Origin of the sequence: Stieleria sedimenti (assembly GCF_025060895.1) — a bacterium.
GTDB classification, from domain to species: Bacteria; Planctomycetota; Planctomycetia; order Pirellulales; family Pirellulaceae; genus Stieleria; species Stieleria sedimenti.
Window position 1 is genome coordinate 46,044 of the sequence record NZ_JANZKV010000062.1, and the last position, 26,968, is coordinate 73,011.

The window sequence follows — 26,968 nt, forward strand, 5'->3', positions numbered from 1 at the left end:
CGCTCCCTCCCTATGAGTTCCACGATGATGCAACCGATTCCACTGACGCCATCGACCCGCCATCCGGTCGCCGGACGTGCGATGACCGCGGTTCGCAGAATGACAGGGCCGATTCAGTGTCTCGCGCTGATCGCCCTGTCTGTCGTCTCGGTCGTCGGATCGGGTCACGCCTGGTCGGCCGACGTGGAACGACCGCACGCGGTGATCGTCGTCGGCACGCTCCACTATTCGCCGGAGTTGTCGATGCCGATCTTCGCCAAAGAACTGGAGCGATTCGGATTTCGCACGACGATTGTGATGGGGGATGGAAACCCGGAAAAGAAGACCGAAAACGTGCTGCCGGGCATTGAAGCGTTGGCCGACGCGGACCTCGCGATCTTCTTCATGCGTTTTTTGAAGTTGCCCGACGCCGAATGGCAACCGATCGAAAATTACATCCGATCCGGCAAGCCCGTCATCGGCCTGCGGACGGCGAACCATTCGTTCAAATATCCGGCCGATCATCCGCGATTTTCTTGGAACGATGACTTCGGCCGACGGGTTTTAGGAACGCCCTACGTTGTGCACCAAACCAGCGAAACGCAAATCAGCGTGGTCGAGCAATCATTGGATCACCCGATCCTGTCCAACATCACCAAAACGAAGTGGGTCTCCCCGGGAACGCTCTACCTGACGCGACTGCAGGACGGTTGCGTTCCGTTGGTGACCGGTTCGGGACAGGGACGCGTGCGGACACTCAAAAAATCCTTCGGCACGATCGAAGTCAAACAGCACGAGTCCGATGTGGTCGCCTGGGCATGGGAGAATGAATGGGGAGCCAAGGTTTTTGGAACTTCATTCGGTCATCCCGGTGACTTTAACGAAGAATCGTTTGTTCGGATGCTGATCAATGGCTGTTGTTGGGCAGTCGGCCGACCGGTGCCCGACGCGAATGAAACCGTTTCAACCTGGCAAATCCAGCGTGTTGACAAGAAACCCAAAAAGTGAACTCCCCAAACGAGCGATGAAACCCATTTCTATCGTGGCGATCTTGCTGGGCGGAAATCTCCCAGTTCCCAAAGTCTGCAGAATCTCCAAGCCCAGTTGATCAAGGTCGGAACCGAAGACGACATTCGTATGATCGTGACCGCCTTCAGCAAGGGAAACGGGATCCGGTCGGTTGACACGTCCATCGCGATGCTGGAAACGCTGCAACAGCTGGCAAAGCGGCAAGGGTCGACGCGACTGAGACGCATCATGCGAGGCCTGAGGACGCTGCTCGACAGCGACGACGCAACCGTCCGCGTTCTCGCCGCCAACAACCTGGGCGTCTGGCGTGTGGCAGGACGAGACGAGTTGGCCGCACTGCAGGAGGGTTCGTACAGTCCGGCGGTCAAGCAAGCCCTCGCAGTGGCACTCGCCCAGACCAGCGCCAAGGCTTACACGGAACCGCTGGCGAATTTGGCGGCCGATGCCGACTTGGAAACTCGTTATGCCGCCGTCGTGGGCTTGGCCCATCTCGATTTGGATCGTGCCGCCAAGGCCGCCGCGACCTTGATGAGCAAAGACCCCGGCCGGGCGGATCCCGTGCCCGTCGTGCAAGCATTCTTAAATCGACAAAACGGCGGAGCACGGCTGGGCGAATCGCTGGCCGACGTCACGATTCATCCGTTGGTCATCGACCGTGTCAGCCAGTTCCATCGCGAAAGTGGTTTGCTGAGCGACACTCTAGCGAAAACCTTCCAGCCCTCGACGCCCTCCGGCTCGCTGACGAGCGATCTGTTGGCTGAGGACATCGAAACGCTGGCGGCCGACGCGGAAACACTTGGCAACGCCGCGCGCGGCGAGCTGATCTATCGTCGCAAATCCCTGTCCTGTACCCAGTGTCACGCGATCGGACCGGCCGGACCGATCATCGGTCCCAATTTGGTCGCGGTCGGTGCCGCCGCGAAAACCAAGTACTTGGTCGAGTCGATTCTCAGTCCCAATGCGGCGATCGCCGAACACTACGAAACCAAAGCGTTTTTGCTGGACAGCGGCAGGGTACGAACCGGGATCGTGACCTTCCGAAACGAGCAAGAAGTGGTGCTGCGCGATTCGTCGGCGCTGGGCCAAGAAGTCCGTCTCGCGACGGATGAAATTGAGGCGGAAGTCCCCGCCAAGTCGCTGATGCCGGCGGGCCTGGCCGACCAGCTGAAGGACCGGAGTGAGTTTCTTGATCTGGTCAAATTCATCTCGGTGCTCGGAAAGCCCGGTGACTATGCCAATGACGAGAGTCCCGTCATCCGCAAATGGCGTGTCCTTGCAGCCCCCGAATTGGCGACGCTGCCTGACGACGATGCCGATTGGTTGCCGGCATACAGCATGGTGCGTGGCGAGTTGCCCTCTGCCGATTGGCCCGATTCCGAAGCGATCTTCGCCCGCGGTTTCGTCAACGTGCTCGTCCCTGGTGACGTTCAGCTGGAGTTGAACTCCAGCAACGGTTTAGGACTGTGGGTCGACACACGACGGATCGATGATCTCGCGGCCCCGATCCATCTGGAACGCGGTCGGCATGCGATCACCTTTTCGATCGACCGACGACGCCGCGACGTTGGACTTCTCGTCGAACTCAAGCCGGTCGGTGAAACCAGATTGCAACCCGAAGGCGGGCTCTGATCGCGTCGCCGCAAAGGAGCACACCCGCCAATGGTAGGGCGTACCCGCGGATCCAAGAAAATGAGAGAGCAACGTTATTCATTACCCTGTAAGATCATCTTTGAACGGTGCTTAGCTGCGACCGAAACGTGCGAGAAATACAAATCTAAAAGTTTTGCAAAGAATTGGCCCTAGTCGTTCCCCCGGGCTGCCACGCAGGTAGACTCTAGTTCATGTCGGCAACTATTCACGAACGATCGATTGCGACCGACCTGCCACCGACCCAATCGTCGGAGGCGATGCTGGTTAACGTGTACCAGGAATTACGTCAGCTTGCAGCTCACTATTTGCGAGGCAACGGTTCTCGGGCAACATTGCAAGCGACCGCCCTGGTTCACGAAGCCTATCTTCGATTGCGGAAAAGCGAGTCGCGTTGGGCGAATGAAGGGCATTTTTTTGTGGCGGCAGGGACGGCGATTCGGCGGATCATGGTCGAAGATGCCCGGCAAAAACAGGCTCAGAAACGGGGTGGCCAGATTAAGATTGCTCCACTGCACGAGTTTTCCATCGGGAAGCTTTCTGATCACGAGCAGTTGGTTGACTTGAGTGATTGCTTGGACGTGCTCGCAGTGCACGACCGTTTGGCTTCGCAGGTTGCCGAACTGAGGCTGTTCTGCGGCCTCACGCTGGCTCAATGTGCGGAGGTGTTGGGCAGTTCTGTCGCCACGATGCACCGTGAGTGGATCTTCGCCCGCGCTTTTTTGGTGTCCAATCTTTCGCAATCGCGATAAAAAGGCGGCAAAAATTTCGCATTGTATTTATGAGCGATGCAAAATATTTTCGGCATGAATCGACTAAACGTGTTTTTCTGGAAGCAGTCGAATCCGGATTGGCCGGCACCGAACTGGATGATTGGCTGAGCGAGCAATGTGGTTCCGACGCGGCGCTTCGTCTTGACGTCGAAGATTTGCTGCGTGCGTCCGTGGCCGAGCACCGGCTGTGCGATTTGGTCGACCAGACGTACGCCGGCAAAAACGATGGCCTGAATTTGATTTCCGGCCAATGGGTTGGTCCCTACCAGATCGAGGCCCTTGTTGGAGAGGGGGGAATGGGGGTTGTCTATCGGGCTCGGCAGACACAGCCGATCGATCGGACCGTGGCGATCAAGATGGTGAAGCCCGGCATGGATAGCCGCGAAATCCTTCGCCGCTTCCAGTGGGAACAGGCCGTTTTGGCCCGTCTGGAACACCCGAACATTGCCAGGCTGCTGGACGCGGGAACGACCGAAAACGGACAGCCATACTTTGTCATGGAATTCGTCAACGGGCAACCGTTGATCGAGTATTGCAACCAGAACCGATTGACCATCCAGGAGCGGTTCAAGCTATTCGAAACGGTTTGTTCGGCCATCCGCTTTGCACACCAACATGGAGTTTTACACAGAGATCTAAAACCGGGAAATGTTTTGGTTGCCGACGGCACTGGAACGCCCGTGGCCAAGATCATCGATTTTGGGATCGCAAAGCTCTTGGATGCCGACGGTGAGCGAATGACTCATTTCATCCGCATCCTCGGCACCCAGCCCTATTCGAGCCCCGAGCAGCAAGTGGGAGACAAATCTCGAATCGATACCCGCTCAGATGTCTTTTCCTTGGGCATTCTCTTGCACGAACTCGTGGTCGGGCGGCTTCCAGACGTTGATCATTTTTTTCGATTTTCAGAACCAACTCTGATTGATTCGCATCCGGTGACCCGGCCGAGCAAATGGTTCCTCGCGTTGGATGACCCGACGTGCGCCCGCCTCGCGCACGAACGCCAAACAAGTGTTTCAACCCTTCACCAGTTTCTCGCCGGAGATTTGGACTGGATTTTATTGAAAGCGATGGCAAAGTCGCCGTCGGAACGCTATGAGTCGGTCGAATCGTTTTCGAATGATTTGTCACGTCTGTCCGCCGGGCTACCGGTGCAAGCACGACGTCAAACGAAGCTCTACCTGGTGACCCGATTCTTCTTACGTCACAAAGCAGCCTCGTTGCTGACGTCGGCTGCACTCAGTTTCCTTTTGCTGGGTTTCGGCATCAGCCTGCACCAAGTCGGCGTGACGAGGGAAGCCCACCGTCTATCAGAGCGGTTGCGGGAGGGCATGATTGCGGCACAGCAACAAACACTTGCACTCGTGGAAGCAGCGGATTGGCGACTGGCGGCCAATGCGATCGATGACGGTGACTATCTGGAAGCCGCTGACATTTTGGATCGGCAAATCCCGGTCGATCTCGCGATGAAAAACGCTTCATCACCCACGCTCCCTTTGCCGTACAACTTCCTCCACACCCAATTGGAAAGAGCGGGACGTTCCCGGCTCGAGACTCACTTGTCTTTGTACGCGATGGCCTTCGATCCGGAGCACAAGATCAGCGCGGTGGGCGGTGAGGGTGGCATCGTACATGTGATTGATTTAAGGGGGAACACAGTCCGATCACTGCCCGCAAGCGGGCAACCCTCCATCAGCTCGCTGGCGTTCTCGCAGGTCACAGGAGTTTGTTTTGCCGGCGGCAGTGATGGATCGATCAAAGCGTTCAGCTTGGCGGATGAAGGTGGGTGGCAAACGGTGTGCAATCTTTCGGCACAACCGATTGTTGATTTTTGTATCAGTCGAGACGCTCGACATTTATTCGTTTGCGATGGCGGCGCGGATGTGAGTGCCGTGGAGATCAAATCCGGGAAAGTGGTTCGGCACCTTCGGCAACACGAAGGACCGATTTACGGAATTGCGATTTCGGAGGATGGAACTCGGATTGCGACGACGTCCAAGGATCAAACTTCCGCGGTCTGGCAATGGCCCACCGGTAACCTGCTGAACCAAACATCACGCTCGGACTACCGATTGGTCGATGTTGCGTTGGACTCCGCTGGTAAAACGCTCGTAGATGGTTCTGTCGACGGAGAAGTCCGCCTGGTTGATGTCGAAACGGGAAAGTCCGGCATTACCATTCGCGTGCCCAGTGCGGTTTCGTCGGTCGACATTTCAGCCGATGGAAAGACGGTCGTCGCGGGATGTCGAACGGGGATGATTTATTGCCTAACTCGAGAGGATTTCGAACGTTCCGCGAAAGACAACCAGTTTGCCTCGACGGTGGTTCGTCAATCACAACACCAGTCGCATGATGCTCGTGTCGAAGCGTGTCTTTGCCTTGCACCCGATTCGGTTTTCTCCGTTGGGCGAGATGGGCGATTGGTCGAGTCGAGTTTTCGATCCAACACCGTCAAGACAACGGATGTCAGGTCCAAAAACGATCGCATTGCTGTTTCGCCCAACGGCGATTGGATCGCAGCTCACGATTACATCCGAGCCGAATTGATCGAAACGGCGACTGGGAAAACGTTTTCATTGGACGCGGAGTTGCCGAAAAGCGAATTCGCGGGACTGAACTTTTCACCGCAGGGTGATCTGTTACTCACGACCCAGGACGGCCGAATCGTGAAAATGAACCTTCCGGTGCCTGACAGAGGCGGCAGAGTGAACGTGACGAAGGGCTCCATCGCTGCGGCCGTGCGGGTCTTCGACGCACCCATCACCGCAGATTACGCCGAGGTGCGTTTTTCTCGCAGCGGTGACCGCATGATGCTCTTTTCACGGCGTGATTCTTTGGTGATCGTGGTCAGTTTCCCGCAACTTGAACTGCTCTTCAAAAAGGAAGTTCGCGAAGCGTATACGGCCGACCTTTCTGCAAGCGGCCGGTTTCTGGCAACGAGTCGACGCGGTGATCTGTTTGTCAACGAGGTCGATGGCGGTCGGCTGCTGGCGGCGTCACCCGAGCACCACACGGAAACCATCAATGACCTGCGATTCAGTCCCGACGAGCGATGGCTCTACACCGCCAGCAACGACCGTCGTATCAAACGCTGGAACTATCAAGAGGGAACGGCGCCTGAGTTGGTCGGCGTCCAACCCAGCGATATGCCGAAATTCCTGTCGATCAGTCGCGACGGAAACACATTATTATCCAGCGGACGCGGTCAACAGATTTGGTTGTGGCACACGGGAGCGATGCAGAAACTTTTTCCGGTTATGCCGTCACCGGACGGGTATTACCGCACCTATCTGTCAGCCGACGATTCGACGCTGATCGGACTCGATCGCCAGTTTCAGGTCAAATGGACCAATCTGCGTCTGAAAAATTAACTGATTGAAAAACCGTAATTTCTGAAAAGCGGATTGCTGAAAATACGCATTGATAAGGACGGTGAGCCGACGCATGACCGCGGGGCTCTAAGCCAGAAAGACGCCTCAGAGAAGGCAAGCCTGTAATCTTCTCAAAACAGTCTTGAGAATTGTCGGACTTGGCTGCGGGTGTTGGGCGTTTTTCTTTTGCAGCCATAATTAGAGCTCAGGCTTACCAACGATGGACCGACTTGACTTAACTACCATTGCGCACCACAGCACGGAGAAGACAATGCTTCGAAGATGTCTCAGCCCAATCCTGACGCTCACGTTGAGCCTCTCATTCGCCTTGACGCCGATGGCCTTCGCTCAGAAAGGTGGCAAAGGCGACAAGGGAGGGAACGGCGGAAAAGGCGATTCACAACCCACCTTTACCTTCACGTGGTTGGGGACCCTCGGAGGACCGTTTACGTCGACCTCCGGTATCAATGAAAGTGGTGACGTCTGGGGCAGTAGTACTGTGCCAAGCGGAGTCAGCGAACCGGCGTTCGCCAGCCGTCCTTTCATCATTTGGTCCACTGGACCCGATGCTGGCCAAATGGTGGATTTTCAGCAGCAACTGATCGACGAGGGACGAATCGGCGAGTTCGATTGGGAAAACCTGGTGGGTGTCTATCAAGTGGAGATTGGAGAAATCAATAATTCGGGTGGTGTCGCGTGCATCATCGAAGAAATCATTGACCCGCAATCCGGTGAGTACCTGTTTTACACCTGCCTGTACACGCCGGCGTCCGTTGACGATCAGGGCAATGTCGTTGCATCAAGTTTGCAATACATCGACATTAGCTCTTCGAGAATCGATCGGGTCGTATTGAACGACGCCGGAGTCGTTGCCAGCGATTCAAATGATAACGTCGTCGACGGTAGCACGGGCACGTATCAGTGGACGCCCGAGTCGGGGCGTAACTACCTCGGTTTCTGGAAAGAAACTTGGAGCATCAATCTCAATGGCGCCATGTGCGGGCCCTATGGAAATTGGAAATATATTCCAGGAGACGGATATTCTCAGGTGTTTCCATCCGACGTGGGATGGGACAGCAGCGTGCGAGAAATCAACGACTTCAATCAGATTGGCGGTACCTACCAGAGGTCCAATACATCGTACAAGAATGCGTGCCGGGTCGAGGCGGACGGTAGCATCAATGTGATCAAGATGCCGAAGAACCGGGCCTCCGTTGGCTGGGCGATCAACAACAACGGAGACGTTGTCGGAAGTGGAAGTCTTAACGGTGGCTGGCGGCCCTTTGTCTACACGGATAATGATGGCGTCATCGATGTCTTCAGTCGCACGTCGAATCTACCGCAGGAGTTGGCAACGCTCATTGACGGAAACGGAATCTCCGATCGAATCGGGTACTTTGACATCAATGATTCAGGCGTTGTCATCGGACGTGTCTTGTCTGGGCCAAATAGTGCCGAAGCATTCTTACTCGCGCCCAACGAGTAGTCTATGTCAGCTCAATTTTCGGGTAGCGGAACTCGTCAAGAGTTTCGATTGATACCGACCATGCCTTCATGAGCGTTGAAACGTCGACCCGCAGTCCCGTCAGCAACTCACCGGAAGCGACTTGTCCGGGCGCGAAGGTGCCGATTTCCGTATATCGGTCCGAGTTCAACGATAGCACGGTCACTCGCTGCTCGACTGGATCCACGATCCAGTATTCGGCGACACCCGCCTTGGCATAGTCACGGCGTTTGTCGGTGTAGTCGCGGTGCCTGGCTTCCGTACCGGGGCTGACGATCTCCATCACCAGATCAAGATGATCGGGATAGTCGACATCGACGGCTGGGCGGTTTCCAGGGGCGAGGTACAGCAGGTCCGGTTCTCGAATCGTGCCGGGGAACAATCGAATCGGCAGCGGAGCGAACAGGGCGGTACCGCCTTCGGGCATCGCGTCTTCGAGCAATCCCAGCACCAACCGCAGCATCCGCTGATATTTCAGGTTCGACATTGGCAGGATCTCCAGCCTTCCGTCAGCATGCTCAGCCATTCGGTTGGTGTGCAACCTCAGGAAATCTCCTTCGGACCAACTGCCTTGCGGAGGATGCAAGTAGACCGCTTCCCAAGCCGGTTCTCACGCCGGTTCACCGTCTTGGGATGGAATAGGAGGGGGCGTTTCGGACATGATCGATCCACGAACACCGGGAGTAACACTAAAAATGTCGGTTGCGTCATTGTAAACGAAGCAAACGTTTGTTGGGCGGTGGAAAGCGTCTTCGCCGGACGTGGCAGTTCCAGCTGAGCGGCTGATCTCTCGCCGTCAGCAAGGTCGACAGCAGAGATTCACTCAGAAATCGAAAACTTGTGAAAAAAGGAACGGCGAAACCGCGCATTAATGCTGTGCGGAAGGATGAACCTCCGCGTCCGATTCGAGTTCGACTCCGTCAAAGCCGTTTCTATGCTTACAAAGCCCGCGCGTCGCCCAAGGCGAACTATGTTTCGCGATTCACAAGCTTCCGCACGAAAGAGATCGAGAAAACTGCGGCTGGAAACACTTGAGAATCGGCGAGTCCTCGCGACGATTCTATGGGATGGCGGAGCGGGAACCAGCAATTGGCACGACGCGGACAACTGGGTCGGCGACGTTTTACCAGGCGTCGCCGACGATGTTGTGATTGACTTGCCGGACGCAGGAACCATCCAATCTTCAAGTAACGTTACCATCAATTCACTGAATAGCGAAACTGCATCGCTCAAACTTTTCGGCGGTACCTTTTCCATACGTGGGCAATCACACATTGCCCACGGCCTAAACCTGCGATCCGTCTTGAACACGCAAGGCGATCTAACCGTGGGCGGGAGTGTGATTCTCGGCCACGTGATTCCCAACGGGACAAGCACGCAACATCTTTTCGGGACGATCAGTGGTGCGGGAGATTTGATTGTTAATGGTCAGTTGGACTGGTGGATCGGAACGATGGATGGCAGCGGAAAGACCATCGTCAACGGTCAGTTAACGATCGCCGAGCGGAACCCTTTTCGGCAAGTGAGTCGGCTGCAGCGAGTCCTAGAGAATAGCGGTGAGGGTCTAATCACTAGCAATGATTTTGTTCTCGGACGGCAATCATCCAGCGGTGGAACGCTCAGGAATCTCCCCGGTGCGACGTTAACTCTGGAGGGAGGTGCGCTCATCAGCGCCGAAGGTAGCGAACCAAATTTGGTGGACAATCAGGGGACGATGATCCGAGTGGGATCCGGGACGAGCCGGATCGACGCGTCGCTGGACAACAGCGGCACAATCAGAGTGAGTGAAGGCACACTGCAGCTTAATGTAGTAGGTATCTTTCCCACTGCCTCCACGACCAACAGCGGCGCACTTGAGCTCGACAGTGGGCGATTGTTCGTGGCGGCACCAATCGCATTCGATGCCGGGACGACAGTCACAGGTCCCGGCCTGCTCGAAGTTCGCTCGACTTTGACAATCAACGAAGACGTAACAATTGAAAACTTGAAACTCGGTCACGTGGTTCCCAATGGGACAAGCACGCAGCACCTTTTTGGGACGATCAGTGGTGCGGGAGATTTGACTGTTAATGGTGAGTTGGACTGGTGGATCGGAACGATGGATGGCACCGGAACGACCATCGTCAACGGTCAGTTAACGATTGCCGAACGAAATTCTTTTCGGCAAGTGAGTCGGCTGCAGCGAGTCCTAGAGAATAACGGTCAGGGTCTAATCACTAGCAATGATTTTGTTCTCGGACGGCAATCATCCAGCGGTGGAACGCTCAGGAATCTCCCCGGTGCGAGGTTGACGCTGGAAGGAGGTGCACTCATCAGCGCCGAAGGTAGCGAACCAAATTTGGTAGACAATCAGGGGACGATGATCCGAGTGGGATCCGGGACGAGCCGGATCGACGCGTCGCTGGACAACAGCGGCACAATCAGAGTGAGTGAAGGCACACTGCAGCTTAATGTAGTAGGTATCTTTCCCACTGCCTCCACGACCAACAGCGGCGCACTTGAGCTCGACAGTGGGCGATTGTTCGTGGCGGCACCAATCGCATTCGATGCCGGGACGACTGTCATGGGTTCCGGATTGCTCGATCTTCGCTCGACTTTGACAGTCAACGAAGACGTCGCGATTGAAAACTTGAAACTCGGCCATGTTATTCCCAACGGCACAAGCACGCAGCATCTTTTCGGGACGATCAGTGGTGCGGGAGATTTGACTGTCAATGGTGAGTTGGACTGGTGGATCGGAACGATGGATGGCAGCGGAAAGACCATCGTCAACGGTCAGTTAACGATCGCCGAGCGGAACCCTTTTCGGCAAGTGAGTCGGCTGCAGCGTGTGCTAGAGAATAACGGTGAGGGTCTAATCACTAGCAATGATTTTGTTCTCGGACGGCAATCATCCAGCGGTGGAACGCTCAGGAATCTTCCCGGTGCGACGTTAACGATCGAGGGAGATGCGTTCATCGGTGCTGAAGGTAGCGAACCAAACTTGGTGGACAACCAGGGGACGGTGATCCGACTGGGATCCGGGACAAGTCGTATTGACGCTGATCTTCAGAATAACGGAATGGCAATTCTGGATGGAGGCTCATTGGCTCTATCCAATGTCACCAACGACAGCGGCGGCACAATCGGGGTCCTCGGCGGGACGCTGACAATCGACGGCAATCTGACGTTAGGAGATACGTCAGGTATCTCGACCCGACCGACCGGAACGATCGTGTTGAAGGGTTCTCTTGCCAGCGCCAGTCCGGCGGAGACTTTGTTCACGCCCGATGGTACACTCGTCTTTGAAAAGGCTTCGGGGTCGTTCAGCCCATATGCACTTGAGGCGATGGGGCGAGATCTCGGTCCGGTCGCTGACGGATTTGACAAGAATTTCTCCTTTGGCACCGTCGAAGTTCGATCCGAATCCCGCGTTGTTCGATTGCGGGACAACGAAGACAATGCGCCGGGGGCGAGTCCCGAAGCGGTCTACATTGACACGCTCTACGTCGATTCAAGCTCGACGCTTGATACCAACGGGGTTCCGCTCTACGTCCGCCAAGCTCTCATCGAAGGCACGGTGATCGGTGATTACACGGTGGTCGATGATAGCGGTCCGCTAATCTTCAACAGCAACAATCCGGGAACGATTTCGAAAGTCAACGAGGTCGATGAATGGACTTTTTACGGACGCGCCGGATCGGCCGTGACGTTGATCGCCGATCCCGGTTCGACAAGTTCCTACGGCGTCGTGCCACCGAATCTGGACGGCATGACTCTGACGCTGATTGCCCCCGATGGCAGCCAGGTCATCAGCGACGAGTCGGCGACGGTGGGACAACAACTCGTTCTGAACGGTGTTCCGCTCAATCCAGAAGGCGTCTATCGAGTGCAGGTCGAAGCCAACGGACTGGCTGCATCCGGCATCGGAAACTATTCGCTCGCCGCCTACGAAGCCACTGTCGACACCAGCACGCTGATCCTGAATCAACCCGAGACCGGATCGCTGGAATCACCCTACAGCGTCGATCGGTGGACGTTCACGGCTGAATCGAACGATCAAATTCGTTTCGACCTGCTGGCAAGCAATGTTCGCGGACTCAACTTTGAGCTCACCGGCCCCGAAGGTTGGGTCGGCTTCACCGGACAGACCGTCGACTCGCCGCTGATCAGCCTTCCAGCGACGGGAACCTATGTGCTGGAAGCAACGACCGGTGGAAAGGACGACGGCGTGTTTTCTTTTGAAGTCGAAAAGACCAATGCGACCGAGTTGGTTTTGGGACAAGCGACGGCGGGAACGCTACCAGGTGCGGGATCAGCGATGCTGTATCGGTTTAACGTGACCGATCCCGGACCGATCTCGATCGAGCTTTCTGACACCGCGCAAGACAATCGAAACGAGTTGTACGTCGGGTTTGGAAGTCCGCCGAATCGACGTCGCTTCAACTTTGCTGCCACCGAGGAGTCTTCAAGCCAGTCGCTGGACATCTCCTACGCCAATCCGGGGCAGTGGTACGTACTGGTGTATGGTCAATCGACCGCGACGGGAAGTCCGTTCACGATCACCGCGTCGAGCGAGGAGGCTCGCCTGGACAGCGTTGTCCCGCAATCCAGTCTGCAACTTCCTTCCGCGTTTCTGTCACTTGAAGGGCTCGGCTTTCTACCGGGGACAATGGTCGAACTGATCGATCCCGCGACCTTAGGCGTATTCGCTGCATCCGAGGTCACGATTTCGAATCCCAAGCGGATCACGGCAGAATTTGACTTGAGCAGTTTGTCCGCCAAGTCCTACGACGTTCAAATCACTCTGCCCGACCTTTCGACTCGAACGCTCTCACAGGCATTCGAAATCGTAGCCGAGACCGACGCTTCCTTCGAAGCGGACCTGATCGTGCCGCGTCGGGGCATTAACATAGCTGGCGGCGGGATCTTATACCTGGAATACGCCAACACCGGTGACGTTCCCATCCCTGCGCCGGTGTTGACCGTCGAACCTGCCAATCCAGACAATGCCTATCCGGCGTTGATGACGTTGGACAAGTCCGAGTACCAGTCGCGATTCTGGTCTTCGGTCGAAAGCGACTCGATTGGAACCTCTGTGCGGATCTATGCCCAAGGAGAATCGGCCGGTTTCCTTCAGCCGGGCGAGCAGGTGAGTGTCCCCATCTATTACCGCGCGGTGGGAGACGCAAATGGGCGAGATTCGACACTGACCGTCCGAGTCCGCGAAGCCGGTGATTCGGAGGCGGTCGACTGGCCGACGTACATTGCCGAGTCGAAACCGGAAACCGATTCCGAAGAGGCGTGGAACGCGGTCGCCGGCAATCTCGTCACGCTACTGGGCAACACCTGGGATGAATACATCAACACGCTGAGTGACAACGCGAGTTATCTCGATCGACTCGGGCGTGAAGTTTCGGACGTCGACGAACTGTTCGACTTCATCTACCAGCAAGCCAACGGGATCGGCGTCGTTCCCGTGTTGGCCTCGGCGACCGACGCATCGGTGCCCGTCCCTGGCATTGGCCTCTCGCACAGCCGGAGCTTTGGCAATACGATCACTCAGCGTTACAGCGTCGGGCCATTCGGACGCGGTTGGCAGGCACCGTCGCAAGCCGCGTTGGAAGTCGACGGCGATGGTATCGTCCGCGTCATTGAACCTGGCGGTTTCTTGCGGTCGTTTGAACCCGACCGGAGGTACTTCAATCGTTTCGTTTCGGGCCCTGAAGAAATCGGAACGTTGGTTCCAATTGGTGGTGACGTTTATCAACTGGTTGAAGCTAGTGGACTCGTGCGGCAGTTCGGTTCGGACGGTGCACTGCAATTCACGGAAGGCACAGACGGAAACCGCTTGTCGTTTGGCTACACCGATGGCAACTTGAGTGCGCTGACGCACAGCTCCGGCGAATCGATCACGATCGCCTACAACGCCGAAGGGCTGATCGATCGTGTCACCGATTCCAGCGGTTGGTCGACAAGTTACACCTACGACCCCGCGCACCAGCTCCTGCTCTCGGCGACCAATCCAGCGGGAACGACGATGTACGCGTACGTGACCGGACAAGGTCCACAGCGTCAGTTCGCCTTGGCTTCGATCGAAGATGCGACCGGTGTCACAACGTCGTTTGAATACGACGCATTGGGACGACTGGCTGCCTCATTCCTGGGAACTGACGAAGGTCGTGTCGAGTACGCTTACGGCAAGGCGGGACGCGTTGCGACGGTCGACGAAGCACACAACCGGCTGATCTATTCGTTCGACCAAGTTGGTGGGATATCCCGACTTGAGGATACGACCGGAAGTTATCTGCTGTTTGATTACGACATTGCGGGGAATTTGATCCGAACGACCGATACGTTTGGAGCGACGGAGGAATTCAGTTGGAACCGCTCGCGACAATTACTTTCGGTCAGTGATCAGTTGCGGGGAGAACTGCGTTTTGCCCCGGGCGGACCCAACAACCAACCGCTCTCGTTCACCGACAGTCGCGGCAACACGATCCGCTACCAATTGGATCCTGCCGGCAATCTGCTTGGCCGGATTTTCCCCGACGGCAGTATCGAGCGATTTGAATACGACGATGGTGGCAGCCTGATCGCGACCAACAATCGACGCAATCAACAGATCACCCGCACCGTCAACAGTCTTGGTCAACTGACACGAGAAGATTTCCCTGACGGGTCGGCGAACATCTACACGTACGATGTGCGCAATCGTCTGGAGTCGGTTGACAACCGCGGCGCAGTGACGACCTACAACTATGACAGCGCGGACCGCGTGACCCGAATCGATTATCCGAAGAGCCGCTGGCTCGCTTACGAGTACGATGCTGCCGGTCGCCGCACGCGTTTGGAAGACCACACCGGGCACGTCGTTCAGTACGACTATGACAACGTCGGGCGATTGTCACGATTACTCGATGCGTCCGATGAGTTGATTGTCACCTACGACTACGATGATGCCGGCCGATTGAGTCGCGAAACCCACGGCAACGGAACGACGACGACTTACGTCCACGACATTGCCGGTCGGATCGAAACGGTGCTGAACGAGAGGGCCGATGGCACAGACAATTCACGGTTCGACTACAGCTACGACACGCTCGGCCGTCGAGTCGGCATGGTGACGCTCGATGGCAGCTGGACGTACGAATACGACGCCAGCGGACAACTCATCCACGCTATCTTTGCTTCCACCAATGCGGAGATTCCTGACCAGGATTTGATCTACGAATACGATTCCGCCGGAAACCGAATCCGCACCGTTCGAAACGGCGAAGAAACCATCTATGAAACCAACAACCTGAATCAGATCGTTTCCGCGGGCGATACAACTTTCCGTTACGACGTCGATGGCAATCTGATTCAGGAGTCGGGGCCGGACGGGGTGAAGTCCTATACCTATAACATCGAAAATCGGCTGATCCGCGTCGCAGCATCGGACGGAATTTGGGAATACGAATACGACGCATTTGGAAATCGGATCGCTTCGATTGTGGACGGCGAGCGAACAGAATATCTGATCGATCCGGGTGGTGTCGGAAATGTGACCTCCGCTTTTGATCGTGAGGGACAGCGTGTGTCCTCTTATGTGTATGGCTATGGGCTTGAATCGCGAAACGATTTGAACGCCGTGTACTTCTTTGACTACGACGCTCTCGGGTCGACATCGGGCGTGTCTTCAACAGATGGCAATTACGTAAATCGGTACCTCTTTCTTCCATTCGGAGAATCGCTGTCAAGCATCGAATCGATTGAGAATGAATTTGAGTTTGTCGGCCGGGAGGGTGTGACAAACGAAAATAACAACTTGCATTTTATGAGAGACCGTTTTTACAACGCCCAGCGGGGCGATTTTCTTTCTATGGATCGTTTGCGTTTGACGAGTGGCGATGCAAACTTTTATCGGTACGCACTGAATTCGCCCCAAATGTTCTCTGATCCATTGGGGCTCAGTCCACGTGGACCAAACGCCACTGGCAGTGTCCCATGTACCCCAGAAAATGAACCTGTCGACATAACAGGTGTGTATTTATCTGGGGCAACTAGCAGTAGTCCTTGTTCACCGCAACCACCACCGCCACTCCCCCCTCCGTGCCACGACAACGACGAAGGTGGTGAAAACAACCCGGAGCGCGAGCCTGTTGACATTACAGGTACCTATCTTGCAGGAAACAATCCTGATTCATCGAAAGGACTGAGCCTCAACTCTTCCACAGGAAATTCTGCTCCTTGCAATAGTGGTGCGGTTGAGCCCCCGGATGCTCCCAGTTCCGGCGGTCGATCCGTGGACGAGGGGAGTGTCAGCCTTCGCCGTCCGACTGACCCCAACGAGAAAATATCTCTCACCGGATTCGGTGACTCCGGGTTTGTTACTGCCGACGATTTGATTCCCTATCGCGTCAAATTCGAAAACCTGGGACCCGGCAGTGAACCGACACCAGCGCGTCCGGCGACGGCTCCGGCTCAGCGCGTGGTGATCACGGACGAACTTTCCGAAGACCTCGACTGGTCAACCTTGCAGTTCACCCAGTATGGCTTTGGTGACTATTTGGTGATCCTCGACGATCCCAGCCAATACCATTTCGAAACGCTTGAGGTGGAAATCGACGGAGAATCCTTCCAGGTGGAAGTCGAACTGAGCTTGGATGCGGAAAATGGTGTCGTTCAAACCGTCTTTCAATCCATCGATCCCGAGTTCGGTTTGCCGCCGTTTGGATTGACAGGCATGCTTCCACCGGAAGACGGTAATGGCATCGGCCAGGGCTTCGTTGAGTTTGTCGTCCAAACGAATGCCGACCTGCCCACCGGTACCGAGATTCGCAACATCGCCGAGATCCGCTTCGATGGTGCGGAAATTATCGCCACCAACCAGGTCGATCCGTTGGATCCGTCCCAAGGAACGAGTCCCGATTTGGAGGCACTGGTGACCATCGATGCAGACGCACCGCAGAGCAACATCGCTCCGGCGGCGACGACGACGAGCGGCGGTGAAATCTTGTTGGTCTGGTCCGGCGAAGACGGCGCGCAGCAGTCCGGTGTGCGCGACTACACGATCTACGTCGCCGAGGGCGGCGGCGATCCGGTCGCTTGGATCGAGCGAACCAACGAGACCCAGGCAACGTTTCCGATCACGCTAGGTACCCGGTATTCCTTCTTCAGCGTTGCAACTGACAACGTTGGCAATGTCGAGCCCGAACCGGTACCGTTTGACTTAAACGTCGTCGGCGGTCCCGCCCCGACCGTCCGGCAAGTCATCGTCAACGGCGGCGACGCCCAACGCTCCACCGTTGACGAAGTGACCGTTGTGTTCGATCGCGTGGTCGAGATCGATGACAGCCAAACCGTCCCGTTCGAAGTCGTTAACGTCGATTCAGGCGATTCCGTCGGTCTCGCGTACACGATCAGCCAATCGGATGGAAAAACGATCGTCGATTTGACCTTCCTCCCCGGCCCCTCGGTGAATGCCGCGGGAGGCTTGATCGATGGTAACTACCAGCTGCGAGTGCTTTCGCGATACGTCGTCGGTGACGGCTTGATCATGGACGGCGATGCGGACGGGGCGAGTGGTGACGACTACGTCTTTGGCTCCCAGGCCGCCGATGCCTTCTTCCGCTTTTTCGGTGACACCGATGGTGATCGCGACGTCGATGGACAGGACTATGGAAGGTTCGGTTTGACATTCCTGAAACGATCCGGAGAGACAGGATTCAACGCCGAATTGGACTTCGATAGCGACGGCGACGTCGACGGCCAAGATTACGGAGTATTCGGGCTGAACTTTCTTCAAACCATCTAAATGGTTACAGCTTTGGGCAACGTCGCATTTGGTAGGCAGGCGACCAACAAGTGCCACCCATACTTTCTCGGCACGCGACCGCTTTTTTTGCCTACTTTTATCTTGCCCAGTTCACCTTGGTGAGATTGCCATGGCTCGGAAACCTCGCTTGGAAGTGGTGGATCCTGCTGAATTTGGTTCACATCGGAACGTTGTCCCACTATCGTTGACTTATTCCGCAGACCGCAGAGCTTCACCGAGTGGAGGCAACGGGCAATGCGCGATTCCGCAGCACCGCCGCGGGCCTGGGCATGGCAGCATGGTGATGCCGCCGGTGGTCGGGAGCGGGGCGGTCGTGGTTCTGAAGTGGACGCGATGGTGTAACCTTTTCACGAAAGTTCGCCGGCGCGTTTGATGCCGAAGACGGTGGGGCTTAGAATCAAGCCGACCGTGAAGCATCATCGCATCAGCAGAGACTATCAAATGCCAGCGAAACAAACTCTTTACGTGAAGTGTCTGGCAATGCTTGTTGCACTTGCCGCTCACTCGGTTCGGGCTCAGGATTCCGAAGAAACATCGCTCGGTCGACTGGTGCATGAGATCTGCGATGAGGAGGCCGATCGGTACACCGTCACGATGCCGGATGGTGTCGCACTGAGCCGAGTTCCCCGCTCACTATTGCGTTGGTCGAAGGCAACGCAAGGTTCCGCATTCGGCGACACCTACATCTGGACGCACCAAGGGTGCGCTGAAGCAATCGTTTCGATTTACGCAGTGACGTCGAAGAGAATTTTTGATGCAGAGTTTCAGTCGCTCAGCGACGAGACGTTCACGATGCATCGAGACGGCATCCCAAAATGGTCGCCCGCGAAGCCGGGTGTCGAATTTCGCCCGATCGCCGACATTCGGCCGCCGACGAACTCGGCGACTACGCGACTCGGTCAGATGAATCGGATCGCGCGTCAATTCCGCGCCGAGTTTTCTCCACACACTGCGCCTGACGAAATTTCTCGTCTGCGGCTGCTGTCCAAACCGTTGTATCGATACGAGAGCACGAATGAGAAGATCCTCGACGGAGCCGTTTACGGATTTGTCGACTCGACGGATCCGGAACTGCTACTGGTCATCGAAGCTCGACGCACCGATGCAGGATCCACGTGGGTTTATTCGCCGGCGCGGTCGCGTCATGACCAGCTCCGCTTGTACTATAGAGACGAGCTTGTCTGGGACGTGCCTCGCCTGGCACCGCCCTGGGGTAACATTCGCAATCCGGACCGGCCCTATTTCAATCTGCAATTGGCGAGGCTGTTGCCACCCGACCAGTGGCAGCGGATCCAAGAAGCCATCGATCGTTGAACATGTCGCAGGGACGGCAGACAATCTAGCGGCAGAAGCCACAGGCTGTGGTCAGGGTTGGCTTTGTGCGCCAGAAAGCCCACTGCAGCCGGCAGGCTGATTCTTCAGGCCCTCTCCTCTCCAGGGTCGATCCGCCCAGTCGCCGGTGTTGTCTGCTGTGCCGCCGATGGCAAATCAATCGATTTTCGTCTGGCGTTCGCCGGATGGGTCGGGTGAATGGAACGCGATCGACTTGCCTGTCACTCTCCGCGACCCCAGCTTTTGGGTGGCCCTTTTTGCCAGTTATGAACTGTCTGGGCAACCTGCTCGCTTCGATCAATCCGATCTAACGGACGACACCCACCGATGGCTTGGCGTACCCGCGGATCCCTGGCTTCCTTGCATCCGCGGGTACGCTTTGCCATCCGTGGGCTGCCTTCGCTACCGCTTCAAAACGAAGGTTCATGATCCCGATGCGCCAATGTCGCATTCATCAGCTCCATTGACGCAAAACGTTCTTTACGAACAGGACCGTGTCGGTAAGTTGAATCAGGTCCCCGATTGTCGGAATCCTGGGCCGCGGCGGAACGCTGCACCGAAATGCATTGCCCAGCTGGGCATCCGACGAGTTCATCCTTGGAACCTGAAGCGAATGCCCGATCGAAACAAACAGCCACGATTCCCTTCATCGCTCGCTCGACTGCGTTCCGCGCGACACGGGCTTTTTGTCTTGGTCGCCGTGGTCTTCGCCACCAGCCGCACCACCACGCAGCATCTTTCGGCGCAGCGCCCCGCAGCCCAGCCGACAGCGACTCAGCAGCCCACCGAATCGCCGGACGCGAACGCCTCGCGGATCGCGTGGTGGCGTGAAGCGAAATTCGGCATGTTCGTGCACTGGGGCGTCTACTCGGTCGTCGGCGGTCAATACAAAGGCCAGGAATTGCCCAACAGCGCCGAATGGATGATGGCACGCGGCAAAATCCCGATCGCCGAATACGAACAATACGCCAAGCAATTCAACCCGACGGCATTTGACGCCGACAAGTTCGTCGGACTGGCCAAGCGCGCCGGCATGAAGTACTTGGTCATCACGGCCAAGCACCACGACGGCTTTGCGATGTTCGACTCCAAAGCGACCGCTTACAACGTGGTCGACTTCAGCCCCTTTGGCCGCGACATCATGAGCGAGCTGGCCGAGGCCTGCCAAAAGCAAGGCATCAAGTTTGGGTTCTATTATTCCCAGGCTCAAGATTGGCATCATCCGGGTGGATTCGGCAACGGTTGGGACAAAACCATCAAGCGAGTCAGCAGTGACCAATACGTGAGTGAAAAGGCGGTGCCGGAGGTGCGGCAGTTGCTGACCGAATACGGCCCGATCGGGATCTTCTGGTGGGACACCCCGCGGGCGATGAGCGAAGCAGCGTTCAATAGCTTGCATTCGCTGACCAAACTTCAACCCGATGTCCTGACCAACGACCGACTGGGAGAAAACTTTCCGGGTGACTACAAGACGTTTGAGCGGAATATTCCCAGGCAAGCACCGCACGGCAAAGACTGGGAGGTCTGCATGCCGATCAGCGGCAGCTGGGGATACAAGAAGTCCGACACGGATTTCAAATCCACCCGCACGCTGATTCGGAATCTGGCCGACATCGCCAGCAAGGGCGGAAACTATCTGCTCAACGTGAGCCCGACGGGAACGGGCACACTGTTGCCCCAGGCGGTCGAACGGCTGGAGCAAATCGGACAATGGATGCAAACCAACGGAGAATCGATTTACGGCACGACAGCCAGCCTGATCGGCAAGCCGGATTGGGGACGCTGCACGGCCAAGGCGACCGGTGACAGCACGGCGCTGTACTTGCACGTGTTCGACTGGCCGCAAGACGGCAAGTTGGTCATCCGTGGGCTGGAAAACGACGTCCAATCGGCCAGTCTTCTCGACGGCGGTCAAATTCTTTCCACCCAGACGGTCGACGACGGCGTTCTGGTCAGCGTGCCTGCAGATCCGCCGGACGCCGACGACAGCGTGATCAAACTGGTCGTCAGCGGAACGCCGGAAGTCCGATCGCTGTTGCCCACACCTGGAAAAGACGGTGTGCTCGAACTTTTTGCCGACCAAGCCTTCATTCACAACAACGAAGGCAGTCGCGATGCCGGCCTTCGCGAACACGACGGAATCCCGCACGTCGGATACTGGTTGGACGACCAGGCCTGGGTCGAATGGGAGATCGAAATTCGCGAACCCGGCGTCTACCAGGTTTCCGCCGTGATGTCCGTTCAAGAATCTCAAACCGAATTCCGGGTGTCGGTCAACGATTCACAGCTCTCCGCGTCCGTCCCCTCCACCGGCAGCTATGGCCGCTACGTCCGACGAGATCTGGGCACGATCCGGGTCAGCCAGGCCGGGCGGAAGAGTGTCCGCGTCATCCCCGCTCCCGGCTCGTGGCAGCCCATGAATCTGAGGCAATTGACGCTCAAACGCGAGGGCAAAACAGACGCCGATTGATCACCACCCGACGACCATCACCGGTCGAGCTTTGGCAGCCGTTGCTGTATCATTCGACTCGCCAAAAGCTTGCTTTACCACCATCGCCATCTTCGGATTAGCGGTCCACCTGTTCTCCGTCAGAAGGGAATCGTCCAAAAACCTCCATCATGAATACACCTTCACCCTCTCCCAGCGTTTGGAACGGCAACCTGCCCAAGATCGGCATCCGACCCACGATCGATGGACGACTCGGCGGCGTCCGTGAATCGCTCGAGGACCAGACGATGAATCTGGCGAAACGAGTGGCCGAATTGATCAGCAGCAATGTTCGCTATCCCAACGGCGAACCGGCCGAGTGCGTGATTGCCGAGACGTGCATCGGCGGCGTCGCGGAGGCCAGCCGCTGCGAAGACCTGTTTCGTCGCGAGAACGTGGGGCTGTCGTTGACCGTCACCCCGTGCTGGTGTTACGGATCGGAAACGATGGACATGGACCCGCTACGCCCCAAAGCGGTGTTCGGTTTCAATGGTACCGAACGCCCGGGCGCCGTTTATCTGGCGGCGGTCCTGGCCGGACACTCGCAAAAAGGCTTCCCCGCATTCGGCATCTATGGACGCGACGTCCAGAACGCGGGAGACGCGGCGATGCCCGCCGATGTGCAAACGAAGATCCTGGATTTCGCCCGCTGCGGTCTGGCAGCGGCGTTGATGCGAGGCAAGTCCTACCTGTCGATGGGCGGAACGTCGATGGGCATCGCCGGTTCGATGGTCGACTACTCGTTCTGGGAAAAATGGTTGGGCATGCGTGTCGAAGACATCGACATGAGCGAGTTCATTGGACGGATGAACAAGGGCCAATTCGATCAGGCCGAATACGAAACGGCACTCGGCTGGGTAAAAGAGAACTGTCCCGAAGGCGACGATTACAACAGCGATGCCACCAAACGTTCCCGCGAACAACTCGACGGCGAGTGGTCGGATGGTGTGAAGATGGCGTTGATCGCCCGCGACTTGATGGTCGGCAACCCGAAACTGGCCGAGATGGGACTGAACGAACAAGCTCACGGGCACGGCGCGATCGCATCCGGATTCCAAGGCCAGCGTCAATGGACGGATCATTTTCCCAACGGGGACTTCATGGAAGCGATCCTCAATACCTCGTTCGACTGGAACGGCAAACGCGCCCCGTACATCGTCGCCACCGAAAACGATGCCATGAATGCGGCGACCATGTTGTTCGGTCATCTGCTGACTAATTCGGCTCAGGTGTTCGCCGACCTGCGGACGTACTGGAGCCCGGACGCGGTCGCGTCAGTCTGTGACGGTTATCGGCTTGATGGGATGGCCGGCGACGGTCTGCTGCACCTGATCAACTCCGGGCCGGCGGCGTTGGATGGGACGGGCCAACAATCCGCCGCCGATGGCACGCCGACGATGAAGCCGTTCTGGGAAATCTCCGACGACGAAGTCGAAAAGTGCCTGAAGGCGACGACGTGGCATCCGTCGATCACCGAGTACTTCCCCGGCGGCGGCATGAGCACCCGCTTTAAAACACGCGGCGGCATGCCGGCGACGATGACGCGAATCAATCTGGTCGATGGGCTCGGCCCTGCCCTGCAGATCGCCGAGGGACACACGATCGAACTGCCCGACGACGTCCACGACACGTTGGATCAGCGCACCAATCCGACTTGGCCGACGACGTGGTTCGCGCCGATGCTGACCGGTCGCGGCGCGTTCACCTCGACCTACGAAGTCATGAACCACTGGGGCGCCAACCACTGTGTGATGACCGCCGGACACGTCGGCCACCTGTTCATGACCTTGGCGTCGATCCTTCGAATTCCGGTCTACATGCACAACGTCGATCGGGCGCGTGTTTTCCGGCCGAGTGCTTGGAATGCTTTCGGGACCGACGACCTGGAGGGCGCCGACTTTCGGGCCTGCGAAAACTTCGGACCGCTGTACGGACGTAGATAGCCTCTGCGGATTGTTTTCCGTGCGTTGCGAACGAGCTGAAAACCGCTCTCCCGCATCGAAGCGTCGTCGACGGCGAATCAGTTGACAGGACATCGTTGCCGTCACCCGGCGGCCGCCCACCACGCTGCGGCGAGCGTGGCTACGATCTACTTTTACCACCCCATGCTGGGCAACAGACGTGATGAATCAACAACAGACCCTCGAATCCATGCTTGAACTGTCTCACTTCCTGGGTGAGGAACATCGGCAGCTGGCGATCCTGGGCGAAGGCAACACGTCGGCGAAGATCGACGCGGAGACCTTTTTTGTCAAAGCCAGTGGCAGTTGTCTGGGAACACTCGGCGTCGACGATGCGGTCGCCTGCCGGTTTGATGCGCTGCTGCCGATGCTGGACGAAGACGCGATCGGTGACCAGGAGATCGAGGATCGGCTGCTCGGCTGTCGCGTGGATTCGACCGCGAAGAAACCGTCCGTCGAAACACTCTTTCACGCCTACCTGTTGTCGCTGCCGGGGATCGAATTCGTCGGCCACACGCACAGCATCGCGGTCAACCGAATCCTCTGCTCGCCGCTGGCCGAGCAATTCGCGACCCAGCGTTTGTTTCCCGACGAAGTCGTTTGTTGCGGGGCACAGTCCGTCTCCATCCCGTACGTCGACCCCGGACTGAAACTGTCACAGGTGATCCGTCAAAAGACGCAAGCGTTCCTGGATGAATTTGGGGTCCCGCCACGCGTGATTCTGTTGCACAACCATGGCCTGATCACGATCGGCAAAACGCCCGGTGCCGTGAAAGCCGCGATGTTGATGGCTCACAAGGCGGCAGAGATTTTTGCCGGTGCCGCGGCACTCGGCGGACCGGTCTTCATGGACGAAACTGAGGTGAATCGGATTGCCAATCGCATCGACGAACATTACCGCCAACAAGCGTTGAAGCTATGACCGCAAATCCTAAAACGTTCGTTAACTGAGGACATCACCGTGAATCGACATCGAAGACGATCAGTCATTCTGATCACCACTCTTGTCTTGACCACCCTTGTCTCGATCCCGACGGTCTCGCGTGCCCAGGAATCGATGGACAAGCTTTGGGGAGATCGCGTCGTCAAACTGCGGGCCGAAAATGCCGAGCGTGGTCAGTTGTTTGACGAAGGCAATTACGCGATGTTCATCCACTGGGGGCTTTACTCCCAACTCGGAAACAAAGTCGATGGCAATACGTACTACGGGATCGGCGAATGGATCATGAATCCACGCATGGCGGGAATCCCTGTGGAGAAATACAAACAGCTCGCCGGAACCTTTAATCCGGTCAAGTTCGACGCCGGGGAAATTGCCAGGATCGCCAAGGATGCAGGCATGAAATACATCGTGATCACGGCGAAACACCACGACGGCTTCGCGATGTATCACTCCAAAGCCAATGACTTCAACATCGTCGATGCGACACCCTTCAACAAGGATCCGATGAAAGAACTCGCTGCCGCGTGCCGTGAAGCCGGACTCGGTTTCGGTTTTTATTACTCGCACAATCAAGACTGGACCTTCCCCGGCGGCGGTGGTGGACCAAAGAAAGACAAGGACGGGAACCCGGCAACCTTCGACGACTACTTCACCAAGAAGTGTTTGCCGCAAGTACAAGAGATCACGACCGAATATGGTCCCATCGAAATCGTCTGGTTCGACACCCCCGGTAAAATGCCCAAACACTATGTCGAGCAACTCGTCGAGGTCGTTCACAAGAATCAACCGCGGGCGATGGTTTCCGGTCGTGCCGGGCACGGACTGGGTGACTACCAAACGCTCGGCGACATGGAAGTCCCCCGCGAGAACATCGAAGGACTTTGGGAAAGTGTCGACACGACCAATGATTCCTGGGCCTATGCCTGGTACGACGAGTACTGGAAGACGCCGAAAGAGATCTTAAAGCGTTTGATCGCATGCGTCGGCCGCGGCGGGACCTACATGCTGAACATCGGCCCGCGCGGCGACGGCACCGTCCCCGAGCGGGCTATCAGGACACTCGAGCTATCCGGCGAGTGGATTCGCCGATACCCACAAGTCGTCTACGGCACAGAAGCCTCACCCTGGCAGCACGCCTTGCCATGGGGCGACGTGACTCGCAAGGGCAACACGCTGTTTGTGTGTGTTTTCCAGTGGCCGACCTCAGGCAAACTTTACCTGCCGAACTTGAAAACGGGAATCGAGTCGGCGGATTTGCTGGTCGGCAAAGAGAAGCGTTCGATCGCGCATGGTCGACAAGGCGACTGGCGGTTCTTGGAAATTCCACCGAGAGCACCGGAAAAACTGGTTTCGGTGATCGAATTAAAACTGGAATCAGAAGCCAAAGTCGATCCGATTTGGTCACTCGATCCGAACACCGAAACGGAGATCTTGGCAGAATTTGCCGAAGTGACCGGTATTGAAAAATCGGCAAAGCGATGGATGGAAAAGTTCGGCGAGTGGAAGGGGATCGTTCACGCACACGGTTTCGGCTCCGGCGGAAAAGCGACCTGGGACGTCGATGTCCTGCAACCGGGCGACTACATCGTGGACCTGACCTATTCCGGTGAAGGCCGGTTGGTCTGGAGTGTGAACGTCGAAGGTGGCGAGCAGATTCAGAACCAGCAAAACGCATCGCACAACTACCAATCGTTCCCGATCGGCTGGCTGAACTTCCCCCGAGCCGGTCGTTACAAGGTTTCCGTTCAGTGTCTGGACGGCAACGTCGACTCCGCTAGCCTCAAAGCCATCCACTTCACGCCGGTGGGGCAGTAGGGGTCCGTCGAGCGATAAAGGTCACGCCGCGACTCGTTCCCAGGCTCCGCCCTACGCCGTGAACGATTTATTTCCTGTGCTTGACGTGGTTGTAGCGGCAGGGCGCAAGCCCTCCGGTGCCGCTTCTTTGCCAACACACCGGAGGGCTCGCGCCCTACCGCTAAAAAGCCAACACAGCGGAGGGCTCGCGCCCTACCGCTAAAAAGTCGTTCACGGCGTGGGGCTCCGCTTGGGAACTCAATTCAGGCCGGCTCCGCCGGCGGACCACGGAGGCAGAGCCTGGGCTGCGAAAATCCCCGCTATTTCATCCGTTGTGCCGGATAAGAC

Annotated in this window: 12 protein-coding genes; 11 read left to right on the forward strand and 1 reads right to left on the reverse strand. The window is 56.9% G+C overall.

The features are described from left to right. Window positions 1-24: 24 nt before the first annotated feature. From NZK35_RS09565 to NZK35_RS09585, 5 genes are all read left to right on the forward strand, one after another. A complete protein-coding gene (locus NZK35_RS09565; protein WP_259632309.1) occupies window positions 25-987 on the forward strand; it encodes a ThuA domain-containing protein in 963 nt (320 codons plus the stop codon). Window positions 988-1,083: 96 nt separating this feature from the next. Beyond that, a complete protein-coding gene (locus NZK35_RS09570) occupies window positions 1,084-2,637 on the forward strand; it encodes a hypothetical protein (protein ID WP_259632310.1) in 1,554 nt (517 codons plus the stop codon). A 212-nt stretch (window positions 2,638-2,849) separates the two neighbouring features. After that, window positions 2,850-3,407 carry an ECF-type sigma factor gene (locus tag NZK35_RS09575; protein WP_259632311.1) on the forward strand — a complete coding sequence of 186 codons (558 nt, stop codon included), beginning with the start codon at window positions 2,850-2,852 and terminating at the stop codon, window positions 3,405-3,407. 29 nt (window positions 3,408-3,436) lie between these two features. Continuing rightward, window positions 3,437-6,799, forward strand: a complete 3,363-nt coding sequence (locus NZK35_RS09580) for a WD40 repeat domain-containing serine/threonine-protein kinase (RefSeq protein ID WP_259632312.1) — start codon at window positions 3,437-3,439, stop codon at window positions 6,797-6,799. A 271-nt stretch (window positions 6,800-7,070) separates the two neighbouring features. Next, window positions 7,071-8,285, forward strand: a complete 1,215-nt coding sequence (locus NZK35_RS09585; protein WP_259632313.1) for a hypothetical protein — start codon at window positions 7,071-7,073, stop codon at window positions 8,283-8,285. A gap of 1 nt (window position 8,286) precedes the next feature. Here NZK35_RS09585 and NZK35_RS09590 read toward each other — a convergent pair whose 3' ends face one another. Further along, entirely contained in the window at window positions 8,287-8,889 is a 603-nt protein-coding gene (locus tag NZK35_RS09590) for a Uma2 family endonuclease (RefSeq protein WP_323379627.1), read from the reverse strand. A 384-nt stretch (window positions 8,890-9,273) separates the two neighbouring features. Between NZK35_RS09590 and NZK35_RS09595 the strand changes: the two genes are divergently transcribed. From NZK35_RS09595 to NZK35_RS09620, 6 genes are all read left to right on the forward strand, one after another. After that, window positions 9,274-18,081, forward strand: a complete 8,808-nt coding sequence (locus NZK35_RS09595; protein WP_259632315.1) for an RHS repeat-associated core domain-containing protein — start codon at window positions 9,274-9,276, stop codon at window positions 18,079-18,081. A 462-nt stretch (window positions 18,082-18,543) separates the two neighbouring features. Further along, a complete protein-coding gene (locus NZK35_RS09600; protein ID WP_259632316.1) occupies window positions 18,544-19,416 on the forward strand; it encodes a hypothetical protein in 873 nt (290 codons plus the stop codon). 631 nt (window positions 19,417-20,047) lie between these two features. Beyond that, window positions 20,048-21,904 carry an alpha-L-fucosidase gene (locus tag NZK35_RS09605; RefSeq protein ID WP_259632317.1) on the forward strand — a complete coding sequence of 619 codons (1,857 nt, stop codon included), beginning with the start codon at window positions 20,048-20,050 and terminating at the stop codon, window positions 21,902-21,904. A gap of 149 nt (window positions 21,905-22,053) precedes the next feature. Further along, window positions 22,054-23,865 carry an L-fucose isomerase gene (locus NZK35_RS09610; RefSeq protein ID WP_259632318.1) on the forward strand — a complete coding sequence of 604 codons (1,812 nt, stop codon included), beginning with the start codon at window positions 22,054-22,056 and terminating at the stop codon, window positions 23,863-23,865. 208 nt (window positions 23,866-24,073) lie between these two features. After that, window positions 24,074-24,805, forward strand: coding sequence for a class II aldolase/adducin family protein (locus NZK35_RS09615; RefSeq protein WP_259632319.1), 732 nt, complete (start codon window positions 24,074-24,076; stop codon window positions 24,803-24,805). Between the two features lie 135 nt (window positions 24,806-24,940). Further along, window positions 24,941-26,641 (forward strand): alpha-L-fucosidase, encoded by a 1,701-nt coding sequence (locus tag NZK35_RS09620; RefSeq protein ID WP_259632368.1) that lies wholly within the window; start codon window positions 24,941-24,943, stop codon window positions 26,639-26,641. Window positions 26,642-26,968: the final 327 nt, after the last annotated feature.

Coding starts and splice junctions, on each gene's coding strand:
- NZK35_RS09565 (WP_259632309.1), top strand. CDS start 25: ATGATGCAACCGATTCCACTGACGCCATCGACCCGCCATCCGGTCGCC.
- NZK35_RS09575 (WP_259632311.1), top strand. CDS start 2,850: ATGTCGGCAACTATTCACGAACGATCGATTGCGACCGACCTGCCACCG.
- NZK35_RS09580 (WP_259632312.1), top strand. CDS start 3,437: ATGAGCGATGCAAAATATTTTCGGCATGAATCGACTAAACGTGTTTTT.
- NZK35_RS09585 (WP_259632313.1), top strand. CDS start 7,071: ATGCTTCGAAGATGTCTCAGCCCAATCCTGACGCTCACGTTGAGCCTC.
- NZK35_RS09595 (WP_259632315.1), top strand. CDS start 9,274: ATGTTTCGCGATTCACAAGCTTCCGCACGAAAGAGATCGAGAAAACTG.
- NZK35_RS09600 (WP_259632316.1), top strand. CDS start 18,544: ATGCCAGCGAAACAAACTCTTTACGTGAAGTGTCTGGCAATGCTTGTT.
- NZK35_RS09605 (WP_259632317.1), top strand. CDS start 20,048: ATGCCCGATCGAAACAAACAGCCACGATTCCCTTCATCGCTCGCTCGA.
- NZK35_RS09610 (WP_259632318.1), top strand. CDS start 22,054: ATGAATACACCTTCACCCTCTCCCAGCGTTTGGAACGGCAACCTGCCC.
- NZK35_RS09615 (WP_259632319.1), top strand. CDS start 24,074: ATGCTTGAACTGTCTCACTTCCTGGGTGAGGAACATCGGCAGCTGGCG.
- NZK35_RS09620 (WP_259632368.1), top strand. CDS start 24,941: ATGGACAAGCTTTGGGGAGATCGCGTCGTCAAACTGCGGGCCGAAAAT.